Here is a 14165-nt window from a genome sequence, read left to right on the forward strand (position 1 = left end):
CAGTATTCACCACAAGCGAACAGAAGTCGACACCGCGTGCGGTGTGGGGCCGTGCCTAGCGACCGGCGGGAGTCAGGCCCAGTGATCGGCCGGCCAGCCCGCGCGAGCGCTGGGAGAGCGACCGGGCGACCTCGCGCAGCACGAGCGCGGCGGGGGAGTCCGGTGCGGTCAGGACGACGGGGGTGCCGTCGTCGCCGGCCTCGCGGAGCGCCACGTCGATCGGCACCTGACCGAGCAGCGGCACCTGCGTCCCGGTGGCCCGGGCCAGGTTGTCCGCGACGATCTGCCCACCGCCGGCGCCGAAGATCTCCAGGCGGCTGCCGTCCGCCTGCTCGAGCCACGACATGTTCTCCACGACCCCGACGACGTGCTGCCGCGTCTGCAGGGCGATCGAACCCGCGCGCTCGGCGACCTCGGACGCCGCGACCTGCGGCGTGGTCACGAGCACGAGCTCGCTGGACGGCAGCATCTGGGCCACCGAGATCGCGATGTCGCCGGTCCCGGGTGGCAGGTCGAGCAGCAGCACGTCGAGGTCGCCCCAGAAGACGTCGGCCAGGAACTGCTGCAGTGCCCGGTGCAGCATCGGGCCGCGCCAGACCACCGGCTGGCCGGGCGGGACGAACATGCCGATCGAGATCACCTTCACGCCGTGCGCGATCGGCGGCAGGATCATGTCGTCGACCTTGGTCGGGGTCTGCGTGACGCCGAGCATGCGCGGGATCGAGAACCCGTAGACGTCTGCGTCGAGCACGCCGACCTTGAGCCCGTCGGCGGCCATCGCGACCGCGAGGTTGGCCGTGACCGAGGACTTGCCGACGCCGCCCTTGCCCGATGCGATCGCGTAGACCCGGGTCAGGTTGCCGGGCTGGGCGAACGGGATGACCGGCTCGGACGCACCCCCGCGGAGCATCGAGCGCAGCTCGGACCGCTGCTCCGGGCTCATCACGCCGAGGTCCACCCGGACCGAGGCGACACCCTCGAGGGCGGTGACCGTCGCTGTCACGTCCGTGGTGATCGTGTCCTTGAGCGGGCAGCCCTCGGTCGTCAGGTCGATACCGACGACGACCTCAGCACCGGCCGTCGTCTCGTCGAGGGTGACCGAGCGCACCATCCCGAGCTCGGTGATCGGGCGGCGGATCTCCGGGTCGATCACGCCGGCGAGGGCAGCGGTGACGGACTCGACTGTGGGCACTGGCATGCGGACATCGTAAGCGGGCGTCGCGGATCCGGTACGGGACCGACCACACCGGTGGCTGTGGGCTGCGCCACGGAGAGACTCCCGGACCGACCGACCGACCGACCGGCGCGCGGGCGTCGGTGCTGGTGTCTACGCTCCGGGACATGGACATCGAGCACGGCACGTACCTGATCGCGATCCGCGAGGAGTCCGAGCGCTTCCTCGAGGCGCTCGCCGGCATCCCCGGTGACGCACCCGTCCCCTCGTGCGCCGGCTGGACGGCGGCCGACCTGCTCTGGCACCTCACCGACGTCCAGTACTCCTGGGCGCAGGTGGTGAGCACAGGTGTGACGGGTGACGACGTCGCCGAACGACCGCGACCGACCGACGTCGCCGGACTGCGAGCGCTCGCGGCCCGGTCCGGAACCGAGCTGCTCGCCGCCCTCGCCGCCCATGACCCGCACGAGCCCTGCTGGTCGTGGCACGAGGACGGCGGCACCGTCGGCTGGGTGGCCCGTCGGCAGGCGCACGAGGCGCTGATCCATCGGGTCGACGCCGACCTCACGGCCGGCCGGGCAGCCGGGCCCCCGTCGGCCGAGCTGGCCGCGGACGGCGTCGACGAGCTGCTGCGGGTCATGCTGGACGGCGTACCGGACTGGGGCACCTTCACGCCGGACGGCGTCACGGTGGCGATCGCCTGCGACAACGTCGACGCCTCCTGGGTGCTGGCCCTGGGCAGGTTCACCGGGACCAGCGCCACATCGGGCACGACCTACGACCTGGATGCCGCCGCGGTGCTCGACGAGGACGATGGCGGGGCGGACGACCTGACGCTCAACGGCTCGGCCTGGGACCTCGACCGGTGGCTCTGGGGCCGGGGCACGGCGGACGCGCTGACGATCTCGGGCGACCGCGCGCTGCTGGAGCGGCTGCGTGCGCTGGTGACCGAGGCGACCCAGTAGGTCAGAGCGACCCAGTAGGTCAGCGCGGGGCGTCCTGGCGGGCCGTGCGCTCACCCGCCCGGTCGGGCTGCTGGTCCTCGCGGTCCGCCTCGCGCTCGGACTCCCGCTCAGCCGACATCTCCTGCAGGAGGTCACGCAGCTCGGACCGGACGAAGTCCCTGGTGGCGACGTCGCCGAGGGCGATGCGCAGGGCGGCCATCTCGCGCGCGAGGTACTCGGTGTCCGCGAGCGAGCGGTCCGCGCGCTGGCGGTCCTGCTCGGCAGCCACCCGGTCGCGGTCGGTCTGCCGGCTCTGTGCGAGCAGGATCAGTGGCGCCGAGTACGACGCCTGCAGCGAGAGCATGAGCGTCAGTGCCGTGAATCCCAGCGCGGCCTTGTCGAACCGCAGGTCGTCGGGGCCCCAGGTGTTCCAGGACAGCCACGTGAGACAGAAGACGGTCATGTAGAGGAGGAAGCGCGGCGTGCCCATGAACCGGGCGATGCCCTCGGACACCTGCCCGAAGACGTCGGGCCGGAACTTGGGCCGTCGGACGAGCGACCGGCGGGCGTCGCGGGGGAGGTCGAGTCGGTCAGCCACGGCCCGCCTCCATCTGGGCGGTCATCGCCCGGTCGGTGTCCTCGGCGTCGTTCTCGCGCCAGTCCTCCGGCAGCAGGTGGTCGAGCACGTCGTCGACGCTGACCGCGCCGAGCAGGCGCCGCTCCTCGTCGACGACCGGCAGCGCGAGCAGGTTGTAGGTCGCCAGGAGCCGGGTCAGCTGGCTCAGGGGGGCGTCCGCGGTCACCCGCTCGATCTCGGTGTCGACCAGGGCGCCGATCGCCTCGTGCGGTGCCTCGCGCAGCAGCCGCTGGAAGTGCACAGCACCGAGGAAGCGGCCGGTCGGGGTCTCCAGCGGTGGGCGCACCACGAAGACCATCGAGGCCAGGGCCGGCGGCAGGTCCTGGCGGCGGATGTGTGCCAGCGCAGCCGCGATCGTGGTCTCGGGCGGCAGCACGACGGGCTCGGTGGTCATCAGACCACCGGCGGTGTTCTCCTCGTACGCCAGGAGGCGGCGGACGTCGCGGGCCTCCTCCGGCTCCATCAGCTCGAGCAGCTCGGCGGCCTGCTCGACGGGCAGCTCGCTGAGCAGGTCTGCGGCGTCGTCGGGCTGCATGACGTCCAGGACGTCGGCCGCCCGGTTCAGACCGAGCGCGGACAGGATCGCGACCTGGTCGTCCTCGGGCAGCTCCTCGAGGACGTCGGCGAGGCGGTCGTTGTCCAGGGCGCTGGCAACCTCGAGCTGTCGGGTGGCGCCGAGGTCGTGCAGCACGTCGGCGAGGTCGGCCGGCTTCATGCCCTCGTAGGAGGCGAGCATCAGCTCGGCACCCTGGGCGGCGCCGCCGGCCAGGGTCTTGACCTCGTGGGCGTCGATCAGCAACGTCTCGCCACGGCGGCGCAGAGCGAGCCCCTTGCCGGCGGGCTGCCGCCGCACGAAGAGCCGGGTCACCAGCCAGTCCCGCGAGCGCTGCTGCTCGAGGGCGACGTCGACGATCGTCGCCTCGCCCGAGCCGTCGGTCAGCTCGACCCGGCGGTCCAGGAGCTCGCCGATGACGAGCGTCTCCGACGCGCGCTGCTCGAACCGCCGCATGTTGAGCAGGCCGGTGCTGATCACCTGGCCGGCGTCGATGCTGGTCACCCGGGTCAGCGGCAGGAAGACCCTGCGGCGTCCCGGGACCTCGACCACCAGGCCGACCGCGCGCGGGGGTCCCTGGCTGCGCAGGAGCACGACGACGTCGCGCACGCGGCCGACGTGGTCCCCGATCGGGTCGAAGACGACGGTTCCAGCCAGGCGCGCGGCGAAGACGCGGGTTCCGACGCTCACGCGGTCAGCGTAGTGCGACCGGACACGTGCGTCCGATGGCCCGCCGGGCCGGAGCGCGCGTGCTCGAGGGCAGTGGTGGCCCCGGCCGGTCCGATGGGCGAGAATCACGACCATGACGATGAACCGGACGTCCGGCGTCCCCCGTGTCCCGACGTTGCCGAAGGGTGAGCAGGTGGCGGCGTACGACACCTACCTCGAGGCGCAGCACGCCGTCGACCACCTCTCGGACAAGGCCTTCCCGGTCCAGCACGTCACCATCGTCGGCACCGACCTGCGGATGGTCGAGCGGGTCACCGGGCGCCTGACCTACTCGCGGGTCGCCCTGGCCGGGCTCGCCTCCGGAGCCTGGTTCGGGCTCTTCGTCGGGCTGCTCCTGTCGCTCTTCGCCACCACCGATGCGGCCGCGCTGCCGATCCTGCCGGCGGTCGCGATCGGTGCCGCCTTCGGGATCCTGTTCTCGGTGATCTCCTACGCGTTCGCCGGCGGCAGGCGGGACTTCACGTCGTCGAGCCAGATCGTCGCGTCGACCTACGCCCTGCTGTGCGGCTCCGAGCACGCGCACAAGGCGCGCGCGCTCCTGGCCGAGGCCGGCGGTCCTGGGCTCGGTCGCGCCGCGGTTCCGGCCGTCCCGGCCCAGCCTGCGCGACCGGCCACAGCCGCAGAGCTCCCGCAGCCCCCGGAGCCCGGTGTGCCGGCCCAGCCCGGTGACCGGACCGAACCCGGCCATCGGACCGGGCCGCCCGCGCCGCCGGCCGACCCGGGGGTCTGAGCACCTGACACGGCTGCTTCCAATGTGATATCACTTTGATCGCGGCGACCACGGTGGTCGCCGGATCGAGGAGGCAGCAATCATGACGTCCATCGTCGAACGTGACCCCACGCCCGCCGGACGACCGGTCGGCCACAGCGGGGTCGAGGTCGACATCCGCGAACGACCCGCCTGGCAGGCCAACGGCTTCGTCGGGGTGGGCGCCGCCCTCCTGCTCGCCGGGCTCGGCACCTGGGCGCTCATCCGCGCCGACGCCGACGGCACGGCCCTCATGGCCGTGCTCGGGACGCTCGCCTACCTCGCCATGGTCGTCATCGCCGGGTCGCTCGCGATCGTCCAGCCGGGCCGGACGAACGTCGTGCAGTTCTTCGGCCGCTACGTCGGCACCGTGCGCCGCGCAGGCCTGATCTGGGTCATCCCGTTGAGCACCCGCAAGTCGCTGTCGGTGCGGGTCCGCAACTTCGAGACCGCGCGGATGAAGGTCAACGACTCGACCGGCAACCCGGTGGAGATCGCCGCGATCGTCGTCTGGCAGGTCGCGGACACCGCGAAGGCCACGTTCGCCGTCGAGGCCTACGGCGAGTTCATCGCCGTCCAGGCCGAGTCCGCGGTCCGGCACGTCGCCGGCACCTACCCCTACGACGGGGCGGACGGCGAGCGCTCCCTGCGCGGGTCGACCGACCAGGTCTCGCTCGAGCTGGCGCACGAGGTCGCCGAGCGGGTGGCCCTGGCCGGGCTCGAGATCGTCGAGGTCCGGATCAGCCACCTCGCGTACGCCCCCGAGATCGCCCAGGCCATGCTCCAGCGTCAGCAGGCCTCCGCGGTCATCGCGGCCAGGTCCCGGATCGTCGAGGGTGCGGTCGGGATGGTGCAGATGGCACTGGAGCAGCTCGCGGCCCAGGGCGTCGTCGTGCTCGACGAGGAACGCAAGGCCGCGATGGTCTCCAACCTCCTGGTCGTGCTGTGCGGGGACTCACGCGCGACACCTGTCGTGAACACGGGCACCCTGTACCAGTGACATCCGGTCCTGCGGACGACCCCGGCCCCGTGGGGTCGTCCGGTGCCCGTGAGCGCAAGTCGATGCTGCTGCGGCTCGACCCCGCGGTGCACGAGGCGCTGGCGCGCTGGGCAGCGGACGACCTGCGCAGCACCAACGCCCACGTGGAGTGGCTGCTGCGCCGAGCACTCGAGCAGGCCGGTCGACTACCGGGGCGCTGACCGTCCGGGCGTTCGTGACCCGGCCGGACCGGTGGCCGGCCTGCTGCGCCTCAGCGCAGGAGGCCGGCCATCCAGGCCTCGACGTCCTCGGGTCGCCGGGGCAGGGCGGCGGACAGGTTCTCGTTGCCCTCGGCCGTGATCAGGACGTCGTCCTCGATGCGGATGCCGATCCCGCGGTACTCCGGTGGCACGGCGAGGTCGTCGGCCTTGAAGTACAGGCCGGGCTCGATCGTGAAGACCATGCCCGGCTCCAGCACGGCGTCGAGGTACATCTCGCGCCGCGCCTGGGCGCAGTCGTGCACGTCGAGGCCCAGGTGGTGGCTCGTGCCGTGCACCATCCAGCGGCGGTGGAACTGCCCGTCGGGGTCGAGCGACTCCTGCGCCGTGCCCGGCAGCAGGCCCCACTCGGCCAGGCGTGCGGCGATCACCGCCATCGCGGCCGCGTGCACGTCGCGGAACCTGCTCCCGGGCCGGGCGACGGCGAACGCGGCGTCGGCGGCGTCGAGGACGGCGGTGTAGATCCGTCGCTGGACCTCGGTGAACGCACCGTCGACCGGCAGCGTCCTGGTGACGTCCGCGGTGTAGAGGGACTCGACCTCGACGCCGGCGTCGACCAGCACGAGGTCGCCGGCGCGCACCTGACCGTCGTTGCGGATCCAGTGCAGCGTCGTCGCGTGCTCGCCTGCGGCGGCGATCGTCTCGTACCCGACGGCGTTGCCCTCCTCGCGGGCCGTGCCGTCGAAGGCAGCCTCGATGACGCGCTCGCCGCGGGTGTGACCGGTGGCCCGGCCCAGGTTGCGCACCACACGCTCGAACCCGACGACTGTCGCCCCGACGGCCGCGCGCAGCTGGGCGACCTCGTGCTCGTCCTTGACCAGTCGCAGCTCGCTCAGCGCCTCGGCCAGCTCGGCGTCGGCCACGGCCCTCTGCGCGTCGGTCAGGTCCGAGTCGGCCCGCGCCGTCTCGACCGCCTCGGACGTCGCCGCGTCGGCATCCGGGACGATCCGCACCCGCACGCCCCCGGGGCCGACGTCCTTGGACAGGGCCGCCGCCAGCCCGTCGAGCGCGGCCGTGGTGATGCCGGTGAGCACGGCGAGGTCGTCGAGCGTCGGGCGGGCGCCGACCCAGAACTCGCCGTAGCGCGAGTCGGCGAAGAACTCCTCGGTGTCCCGGCCGGACATCGGCCGGAAGTACAGGACCGCCTCGTGGCCGTCGTCGACGGGGTGCAGCACCAGGACGGCGTCGGGCTCCTGGTCGGTACCGAGCCCGGTGAGGTGGGCGAAGGCGGAGTGCGGACGGAACCGGTAGTCCGTGTCGTTCGACCGCGTCACCAGGGGGCCGGCGGGGACCACGAGCCGCTCGCCCGGGAACATCTCCGAGATCCGGTCACGACGGGCTGCGGCGAACGGCGCCGCGGCGGCCGGACCGGCGTCGTGGGCCGGACGGTCGGCCCAGCGGTCGGCGATGAACGCCCGGAACGCGGCCGACGTCGGTCGCTGCGAGCGGTTCGAGCCGCGGTCGGCCAGCGCCTGCGCCGGCTGGGCGGCGGCGCCGGTCCCGGGCATCGGGGCGGTCCCGGTCGTCGTCGGTACCTGGTCGTCGGTGGTCCTGTCGATGGACCGGTCGTCTGCCATGCCACCCATCGTCCCACCCGCCCGGACCGGTCCGCCCCGCAGGTCCGGGGGGACGGGACGCGGCGGAGCCCTACCCTGGGCGGGTGCGCATCGACCTCCACACCCACTCCGCGGCGTCGGACGGCACCGACGCACCCGCGGACGTGGTGGCCGAGGCGGCCCGGGCCGGCCTGGACGTCGTCGCGCTCACCGACCACGACACGACGCTCGGCTGGGACGAGGCGGCGGTGTCCGCCGGCCACCACGGCATCGCCCTCGTCCGGGGTGTCGAGATCTCCTGCCGGGCGGGCGGGACGAGCGTGCACCTGCTCGGCTACCTGCACGACCCGGCCGACCAGGAGCTCGTGGCCGAGCTCGACCGGACCCGACGCAGCCGCGTCGGACGTGCTCGGGCCATCGTCGAGCGCCTGGCCCTCGACTACGACCTGACCTGGGACGACGTGCAGGCGCAGACCGTCACCGGAACGACTGTCGGTCGTCCGCACATCGCCGACGCGCTGGTGGCCAAGGGCATCGTCGCCGACCGGTCGGCGGCCTTCGTGTCGCTCCTGGCGGTGAGCTCGCCGTACTACGTGCACCACCACGCGCCGGACGTCGTCCGTGCGGTCGAGCTCGTGCGGGCGGCGGGCGGTGTCCCGGTGCTGGCGCACCCGGGCGCGATCGAGCGTGGGCAGGTGATCTCCGACCAGGTGATCCGGCGGATGGTCGATGCCGGCCTGGCCGGGCTCGAGGTGCACCACCGCGACCACGACGCCGCGCAGCGCGAGCGTCTCGCCGCCGTCGCAGCGGCGTCGGGCCTGCTCGTCACGGGTTCGAGCGACTACCACGGAGCAGGGAAGCCGAACGTGCTGGGAGAGAACGTGACATCCGTCGAGGCCTTCGAGGCGATCGAGTCGCAGGGCAGGCTGGCGGTGCTCCGACCATGACCGCCCTCGTCGACGCCAGGTTCTTCGCCGAGGTCTTCATCACGCTGTTCGTGATCATGGACCCGCCCGGCACGGTGCCGGTCTTCCTCGGCCTGACCAGCACGATGACCGGCCGGCAGCGCAACCGCGCGGCGCGGCAGGCGATCCTGGTGGCGTTCGGCGTGATCGTGTCGTTCGCGCTCTTCGGCCAGGAGCTGCTCAGCTACATGCACATCTCGCTGCCGGCGCTCCAGGCATCCGGTGGCCTGCTGCTGCTCCTGGTGGCGATGGAGCTGCTCACCGGCAAGATGGAGGAGCCCCAGCCGTCCGGGAACGCCGCGGTCAACGTGGCCCTCGTGCCGCTGGGTACGCCGCTGCTGGCCGGGCCCGGCGCGATCGTCGCGACCATGGTCTTCGTGCAGCGCGCCCACACGGCGGAGCACTGGATCTCCCTCGCGCTGGGCGTCATCGCCGTACACCTGACCCTGTGGTTCGCGATGCGCTTCGCGAACGTGATCCACAAGGTGCTCAAGGACAGCGGCACGACCCTGGTCACCCGGATCGCCGGGCTGCTGCTCGCAGCGATCGCGGTCCAGCTCGTCGGTGACGCGGTCCGTGCGTTCATCGAGGCCGGCTGAGCCACCGGACGACCGGGCCACCGGACGACCGAGCCGCCCCACCGGATCGGTGGAGCGGCTCGGTCGGTGCGTCGGTGCGTCGGTGCGTCAGGCGTCGGTCGCGGTGGTGCCGCCGTCGGCGCCGGCCCCGCCCCGGGTGCGACGCCGGCTGCGTGACCGTCGCTTGCCGCCCTCGCCGGACGACGCACCCTCTGCTGGTGGGCCGGCCTGGCTCGTGGTCGGCTCGGACGACTGTGCGGTGCCGGCCGCACCGCGGGTGCGCTCGCCGGAGCGCTCGCCCCGACCGCCGCGCTCGTCGCGCGCGCCGCGGGCTCCCGAACCGCCGGCTCCGCCGCGGCCACCGCCGCCCCCGGATCCGCCGTGGCCGTGCTCGCCGTGGCCGCCGCCCGACCGGTGCCCGTCGCGGCCGGAGCCGTCGGGCCTCGGCGCTGCGCGCGTGGTGTGCTTGCCGGTCTCGCCGAGGTCCTCGAGCGACTCCGCGCTGAGCCCCGCGCGAACCTGCGCGGACCGCGGCAGGCGGCCCTTGGTGTTCTCGGGGATGTCCAGCTCGGTGAACAGGTGGGCCGAGTTCGAGTAGGTCTCGACCGGCTCGGGGTAGCCGAGGTCGAGTGCCTTGTTGATCAGGCCCCAGCGCGGCATGTCGTCCCAGTCGACGAACGTCACGGCGGTACCCGTCTTGCCGGCGCGCCCGGTGCGCCCGGTGCGGTGCAGGTAGGTCTTCTCGTCCTCGGGGCACTGGTAGTTGACCACGTGCGTGACGTCGTCGACGTCGATGCCGCGAGCCGCCACATCGGTGGCGACGAGCACGTCGATCTTGCCGCTGCGGAAGGCCCGCAGGGCCTGCTCACGCGCACCCTGACCGAGGTCGCCGTGGATGGCGCCCGACGCGAAGCCGCGCTCGGCGAGATCGTCGGCCACCTTGGCGCAGGTCCGCTTGGTCCGTGCGAAGACGATCGTCAGACCGCGGCCGCGTGCCTGCAGCATCCGGGCCAGCACCTCGACCTTGTCCATGGCGTGCGCGCGGTAGACGACCTGCTTGATCGCCTTGAGCGTCGCGCCGCCGTCGTCCGGGTCCTGCGCGCGGATGTGCGTGGGCTGCGTCATGTACCGGCGGGCCATCGCCACGACGGCGCCCGGCATGGTCGCCGAGAACAGCATGGTCTGGCGGGACGCCGGTGTGCGGGACAGCAGCTTCTCGACATCCGGCAGGAAGCCGAGGTCGAGCATCTCGTCGGCCTCGTCGAGCACGACGGTGCGTGCCCGGGACAGGTCGAGGAAGCCCTGGTTCATCAGGTCGATCATGCGGCCGGGGGTGCCGACGACGACCTCGACGCCACGGGCGAGCGCCTCGACCTGCGGCTCGTAGGCGCGGCCGCCGTAGACCTGCAGCACCCGGACACTGCGTCGCGTGGAGGCCGTGGCCAGGTCACCGGCGACCTGGACGGCGAGCTCGCGGGTCGGCACGACCACGAGCGCCTGCGGCTTGCCGGGCGCGGGCAGGGAGCTGAAGCCCTCCTCGTCAGGTGCGAGCACGCCGTTGAGCAGCGGGACCCCGAAGCCGAGGGTCTTGCCCGTGCCGGTCTTGGCCTGGCCGATGATGTCGTGGCCGGCCAGGGCGACCGGCAGCGTCATCGCCTGGATCGGGAACGGGTTGCTGATCCCCACGTCGGCCAGGGCCTGGACGATCTCGGGGCGGATGTCGTAGTCGGCGAACGACGGGTCACGTGCCTGGATGGTCTGCGCATCGGCACTCGACGCGGCAGCGGACAGGTCCTGCGGCTCGGTCGGCTGCGACCTGGTGGCAGCGACGTCGATGGTCTCGTCGGTATCCGGCTGAGAGCCGGGATCGGTCGTGGTGGTCATGTCCTACCTCGTAGGTCGGTCCCACGGGGCCACACGCATCGGCGCGACGAGAGCTTCGTCGCACCGGGAGCGGGCCGCGCCGCGGGCGAAGGCCGGCAGCCGATCGTGGAAGGCGCCGCCCGGGCGCTGGGCTCGAATGTGCCTGCGCGGGCGAGGATGTCGGGACGACCGGTCAACCGATGTACCCGCCCATCCTAACGGACCGCCGCCTGCGGACGGGCGATAGCCTGGCCGGATGACCAGTGCACCGCCGGCGGACCCTCTCGAGCACACCGCATCGGACGAGGTGACCGACGACGCGGACCTGACGCCGACCGCCCTCGGGCACAGCCTCGCGGTGCTCGGGATGATCGCGTTCAGCGAGCTCGCCACCTTCTCCCGCCTGGCCGCCGACGCGGCCGCAGCCCCGTCCCTCGACCAGCGGCTCGAGCTCTCCCGGCTCGCCGGGGTCGCGCTGGACCGGCTCAGTCGGGTCGGCGCACGGGTGGTCGAGCTGGGCGGGGAGCTCCAGCCCGTGATGGCCCCGTTCGCCGGGGTCCTGGTCGAGTTCGACCAGCGCACCGTTCCGAGCACGTGGGGGGAGCGGCTGCTCAAGGGCTACGTCGGCTACGGCGTGTCCGACGACTTCGGCCGGATCATCGCGAAGGCGCTCGACCCGAGGACCGGCGACCTGGTGGCCACGGTGCTCTCCGACGACGGGCACTCGCGGTTCGTCGTCGAGTCGCTCGCCCAGGCAGCGACCGTCGACGCGACGCTCGCGTCACGACTGGCCCTGTGGGGACGGCGTCTGGTGGGCGAGGCGCTCGGCGTCGTGCAGGGCGTGATCGCCGACCACCCCGAGCTCGCCGACCTGCTCGACCTGGCGATGGCGGACGTGCCCGGGAACGGGGACGTCCAGCAGCGGTTGTTCGCGGAGCTGACCGCCGAGCACAGCCGCCGGATGGAGCGCCTCGGGCTGACACCCTGAGGCGTTCGCAGCCCGGCCGCGCCGTTCGCAGCCCAGCCGCGTCGAGGCCGGCCGCCGCCGACCCGGCCATCAGATGTTGTGGAAGCCGACCTTGCGGGTCTCGTCCCCACCGATCTCGACGTAGCCCAGGGCGCTTGCCGGCACGATCACTCGGCGACCACGGGTGTCGGTGAGCTGCAGCGGCTCATCGTTCTCGATGGTCCTGGCCACGACCTTCGCGACCTCCTCGGAGGTCTGGTCGGTCTCCAGCACCAGCTCGCGTGCCACGTGCCGTACGCCGATCGTGATCTCCACGCCCATCGCCTCCACAGCCTTGGTTCAGTTCGCCCATCCTAGGCAGGCCCGGAGCCGATCCGTGCCTCTGTCCGCCCAGGGCGGATCGCGTGCCGGATCACGTGCCGGAACACTGCTCGGGAGCGTCGTCGCCGGGCTCCGGTCGGTCGCGGACCAGGCCGGCCACCCCGCGCCACGCGAGCTGGGTCACGAGCTCGACGGTCTCGTCCACCGCGACCCGCCGGCTCCGGTAGCGCGAGGTGGCCGCGACCCGTGCCATCCCGACCAGGGCCGTGCTGAGCAGCTCCGCATGCTCGGGCGGCAGGCCGGCGAGCTCGCGCAGGCCGCCGCAGATCGCCCGGGCCGCCTCGGCCGACGCCTGGTCGACGCGCAGCCGGACGTCGTTGTCGTGCGTCACGTCCGACTCGAAGAGCAGCGAGAAGGAGTCGCCGGCATCCTCGACGAACTCCACGTACGCGCGCACGATGCCGCGCACGACGGCGCGACCGCCCTGCGGGTCGTCCGGGTCCGCCGCTGCCAGGGCGGCGCCGACGGCCGCGACGAGCGCCTCGCCCCGGTGGTCGACGACGGCGAGGTAGAGGTCGAGCTTCGACGGGAAGTGCCGGTAGAGGACCGGCTTGCTCACCTGCGCGCGCTCGGCGATGTCGTCCATCGAGACGTGGTGGAACCCCTCGCGCGCGAACAGGTCGAGGGCGACCGTGAGCACCTGGGCGCGGCGGGCGTCCCGCGCCATGCGGGGACTCCTGGGGCGCGGCGCGGTCTCGGTCACGGATCGATGCTAGCCAGGTGCCGAGCAGGTCCAGAGCAGGTCCTGAGCACGACTGGCTGCTCCGGAGCGCGGTAGGTGCGACCATGGGTCGGTGACCTCCGCCCATTCCGGGGCGCGGAGCCCGGCGCGGGCCCGACCCCGGACCCCACCGCGCCATGGCACAGGTCGGCGCTCGTGGCGCCCGCCGCGTGCGCCGGGACAGCGGTTCGGTCCGCTGGCGCTCGCCGCCGGGGTCGCCGTCGGCCTGGCGGGCGGCGTCGTGACCGGGACCGCGATCGAGCGTTCGGGGGTCGAGGCGACGGTCGCGGCGGCCGGGGTGTCCGTGTCCCGGCCGGACGAGGGCCTGCCCGGCCGGGGCGCCTTCGAACGGGTCGTCGGCGGCGTCGGTGCTGCTGCCGAGGTGCCGTCCGACGGGTCGCCCACGCTGGTGGACAGCGTGCTCGTGGACAGCAGGGCGGACCAGGTCGGCCCGCCGTCGGCCGCGACCCCTGCCGTACCGGTGGCCATCGATCCGTCGGCGCTCGACGCGGCGGGCCTGACGTTCGCCGACCGCGAGGCCGGTCTGCTGTCGACAGTCGTTCCGGACGGGCTCAGCGGCGAGCTCGTCGTCGTGCCGGGCAGCGAACCGGCGCCGGCGCCCGAGCGCGCCGTGCGGACGGTCCGGGTCGAGGTCGAGGCGGGACTCGACGTTGACGGTGAGATGTTCGCGCGGACGGTGATGGCGACCCTCAACGACCCGCGCGGCTGGGGCGCCGACGGCTCGGTGAGCTTCGCGCGGACCGACGGCGACGCCGACCTCCGGGTCGTCCTGGCCTCGCCGGGCACGGTCGACGACCTGTGCGCACCGCTGAGCACTGTCGGCGAGTACTCGTGCGGCAGCGACGGGGCTGCGGTCATCAACGACAAGCGCTGGGTCTTCACGACGCCCGACTTCGCCGACAAGACCCTGTACCGCCAGTACGTGATCAATCACGAGGTCGGTCACCTGCTCGGCCACGGGCACCTCGAGTGCCCGGGTCCCGGTGAGGTCGCGCCGCTGATGCAGCAGCAGACGGTCGGGGTCGCGCCGTGCATCGCGAACGGGTGGCCGTTCCCGGACGCCGCCTGACG

At 73.1% G+C, this 14165-nt stretch carries 15 protein-coding genes; 8 read left to right on the plus strand and 7 right to left on the minus strand.

Features of this window, described 5'->3' with window-relative positions; translation table 11 throughout:
• Nucleotides 1–55: 55 nt before the first annotated feature.
• The gene (locus K415_RS0111025; RefSeq protein WP_024287113.1) at nucleotides 56–1198 is read right to left on the minus strand and encodes a P-loop NTPase; all 1143 of its coding nucleotides are present in this window, start codon (nucleotides 1196–1198) and stop codon (nucleotides 56–58) included.
• A 143-nt stretch (nucleotides 1199–1341) separates the two neighbouring features.
• Between K415_RS0111025 and K415_RS0111030 the strand changes: the two genes are divergently transcribed.
• The gene (locus K415_RS0111030; RefSeq protein WP_024287114.1) at nucleotides 1342–2139 is read left to right on the plus strand and encodes a maleylpyruvate isomerase family mycothiol-dependent enzyme; all 798 of its coding nucleotides are present in this window, start codon (nucleotides 1342–1344) and stop codon (nucleotides 2137–2139) included.
• 19 nt (nucleotides 2140–2158) lie between these two features.
• Here the strand turns inward: K415_RS0111030 and K415_RS0111035 are convergent, their stop codons facing one another.
• Both K415_RS0111035 and K415_RS0111040 read right to left on the minus strand, forming a co-directional pair.
• Nucleotides 2159–2716 (minus strand): DUF1003 domain-containing protein, encoded by a 558-nt coding sequence (locus K415_RS0111035; RefSeq protein ID WP_024287115.1) that lies wholly within the window; start codon nucleotides 2714–2716, stop codon nucleotides 2159–2161.
• Nucleotides 2709–3998 carry a magnesium transporter MgtE N-terminal domain-containing protein gene (locus K415_RS0111040; RefSeq protein ID WP_024287116.1) on the minus strand — a complete coding sequence of 430 codons (1290 nt, stop codon included), beginning with the start codon at nucleotides 3996–3998 and terminating at the stop codon, nucleotides 2709–2711. Before K415_RS0111040 ends, K415_RS0111035 begins: the two co-directional genes overlap by 8 nt.
• A 112-nt stretch (nucleotides 3999–4110) precedes the next feature.
• Between K415_RS0111040 and K415_RS21765 the strand changes: the two genes are divergently transcribed.
• From K415_RS21765 to K415_RS0111055, 3 genes are all read left to right on the plus strand, one after another.
• Nucleotides 4111–4767: a general stress protein gene (locus K415_RS21765; RefSeq protein WP_024287117.1), complete on the plus strand. Its 657-nt coding sequence runs from the start codon at nucleotides 4111–4113 to the stop codon at nucleotides 4765–4767.
• Nucleotides 4768–4849: 82 nt separating this feature from the next.
• The gene (locus K415_RS0111050) at nucleotides 4850–5785 is read left to right on the plus strand and encodes an SPFH domain-containing protein (RefSeq protein WP_024287118.1); all 936 of its coding nucleotides are present in this window, start codon (nucleotides 4850–4852) and stop codon (nucleotides 5783–5785) included.
• Complete coding sequence (locus K415_RS0111055) at nucleotides 5782–5985, plus strand: hypothetical protein (protein WP_051480511.1); 204 nt, start codon at nucleotides 5782–5784, stop codon at nucleotides 5983–5985. Before K415_RS0111050 ends, K415_RS0111055 begins: the two co-directional genes overlap by 4 nt.
• A gap of 50 nt (nucleotides 5986–6035) precedes the next feature.
• On the opposite strand, the gene K415_RS0111060 is transcribed toward K415_RS0111055, so the two are convergent.
• Entirely contained in the window at nucleotides 6036–7619 is a 1584-nt protein-coding gene (locus K415_RS0111060; RefSeq protein WP_024287119.1) for an aminopeptidase P family protein, read from the minus strand.
• 83 nt (nucleotides 7620–7702) lie between these two features.
• Here K415_RS0111060 and K415_RS0111065 point away from each other — a divergent pair, with 83 nt between their 5' ends.
• Together K415_RS0111065 and K415_RS0111070 are read left to right on the plus strand one after the other, a co-directional pair.
• Nucleotides 7703–8545: a PHP domain-containing protein gene (locus K415_RS0111065; protein ID WP_024287120.1), complete on the plus strand. Its 843-nt coding sequence runs from the start codon at nucleotides 7703–7705 to the stop codon at nucleotides 8543–8545.
• Nucleotides 8542–9162, plus strand: coding sequence for a MarC family protein (locus tag K415_RS0111070; protein WP_024287121.1), 621 nt, complete (start codon nucleotides 8542–8544; stop codon nucleotides 9160–9162). Before K415_RS0111065 ends, K415_RS0111070 begins: the two co-directional genes overlap by 4 nt.
• Nucleotides 9163–9249: 87 nt before the next feature.
• Here the strand turns inward: K415_RS0111070 and K415_RS0111075 are convergent, their stop codons facing one another.
• A complete protein-coding gene (locus K415_RS0111075; protein ID WP_024287122.1) occupies nucleotides 9250–11025 on the minus strand; it encodes a DEAD/DEAH box helicase in 1776 nt (591 codons plus the stop codon).
• 235 nt (nucleotides 11026–11260) lie between these two features.
• Between K415_RS0111075 and K415_RS0111080 the strand changes: the two genes are divergently transcribed.
• The gene (locus K415_RS0111080) at nucleotides 11261–11992 is read left to right on the plus strand and encodes a ferritin-like fold-containing protein (RefSeq protein WP_024287123.1); all 732 of its coding nucleotides are present in this window, start codon (nucleotides 11261–11263) and stop codon (nucleotides 11990–11992) included.
• Between the two features lie 69 nt (nucleotides 11993–12061).
• Here K415_RS0111080 and K415_RS0111085 read toward each other — a convergent pair whose 3' ends face one another.
• Nucleotides 12062–12292 (minus strand): DUF3107 domain-containing protein, encoded by a 231-nt coding sequence (locus tag K415_RS0111085; RefSeq protein WP_369795217.1) that lies wholly within the window; start codon nucleotides 12290–12292, stop codon nucleotides 12062–12064.
• Nucleotides 12293–12383: 91 nt separating this feature from the next.
• On the minus strand, nucleotides 12384–13055 hold the full coding sequence (locus K415_RS0111090; protein ID WP_024287125.1) for a TetR/AcrR family transcriptional regulator: 672 nt from the start codon (nucleotides 13053–13055) through the stop codon (nucleotides 12384–12386).
• 91 nt (nucleotides 13056–13146) lie between these two features.
• Here K415_RS0111090 and K415_RS0111095 point away from each other — a divergent pair, with 91 nt between their 5' ends.
• Complete coding sequence (locus K415_RS0111095) at nucleotides 13147–14163, plus strand: DUF3152 domain-containing protein (RefSeq protein WP_231494874.1); 1017 nt, start codon at nucleotides 13147–13149, stop codon at nucleotides 14161–14163.
• Nucleotides 14164–14165: the final 2 nt, after the last annotated feature.

The sequence above is a fragment of the Cellulomonas sp. KRMCY2 genome, assembly GCF_000526515.1.
GTDB lineage: Bacteria > Actinomycetota > Actinomycetes > Actinomycetales > Cellulomonadaceae > Actinotalea.

Excerpts from the sequence above, each read along its gene's own strand:
- K415_RS0111025 (WP_024287113.1), bottom strand. The coding sequence starts at position 1,198 with ATGCCAGTGCCCACAGTCGAGTCCGTCACCGCTGCCCTCGCCGGCGTG.
- K415_RS0111030 (WP_024287114.1), top strand. The coding sequence starts at position 1,342 with ATGGACATCGAGCACGGCACGTACCTGATCGCGATCCGCGAGGAGTCC.
- K415_RS21765 (WP_024287117.1), top strand. The coding sequence starts at position 4,111 with ATGACGATGAACCGGACGTCCGGCGTCCCCCGTGTCCCGACGTTGCCG.
- K415_RS0111050 (WP_024287118.1), top strand. The coding sequence starts at position 4,850 with ATGACGTCCATCGTCGAACGTGACCCCACGCCCGCCGGACGACCGGTC.
- K415_RS0111060 (WP_024287119.1), bottom strand. The coding sequence starts at position 7,619 with ATGGCAGACGACCGGTCCATCGACAGGACCACCGACGACCAGGTACCG.
- K415_RS0111070 (WP_024287121.1), top strand. The coding sequence starts at position 8,542 with ATGACCGCCCTCGTCGACGCCAGGTTCTTCGCCGAGGTCTTCATCACG.
- K415_RS0111075 (WP_024287122.1), bottom strand. The coding sequence starts at position 11,025 with ATGACCACCACGACCGATCCCGGCTCTCAGCCGGATACCGACGAGACC.
- K415_RS0111080 (WP_024287123.1), top strand. The coding sequence starts at position 11,261 with ATGACCAGTGCACCGCCGGCGGACCCTCTCGAGCACACCGCATCGGAC.
- K415_RS0111085 (WP_369795217.1), bottom strand. The coding sequence starts at position 12,292 with ATGGGCGTGGAGATCACGATCGGCGTACGGCACGTGGCACGCGAGCTG.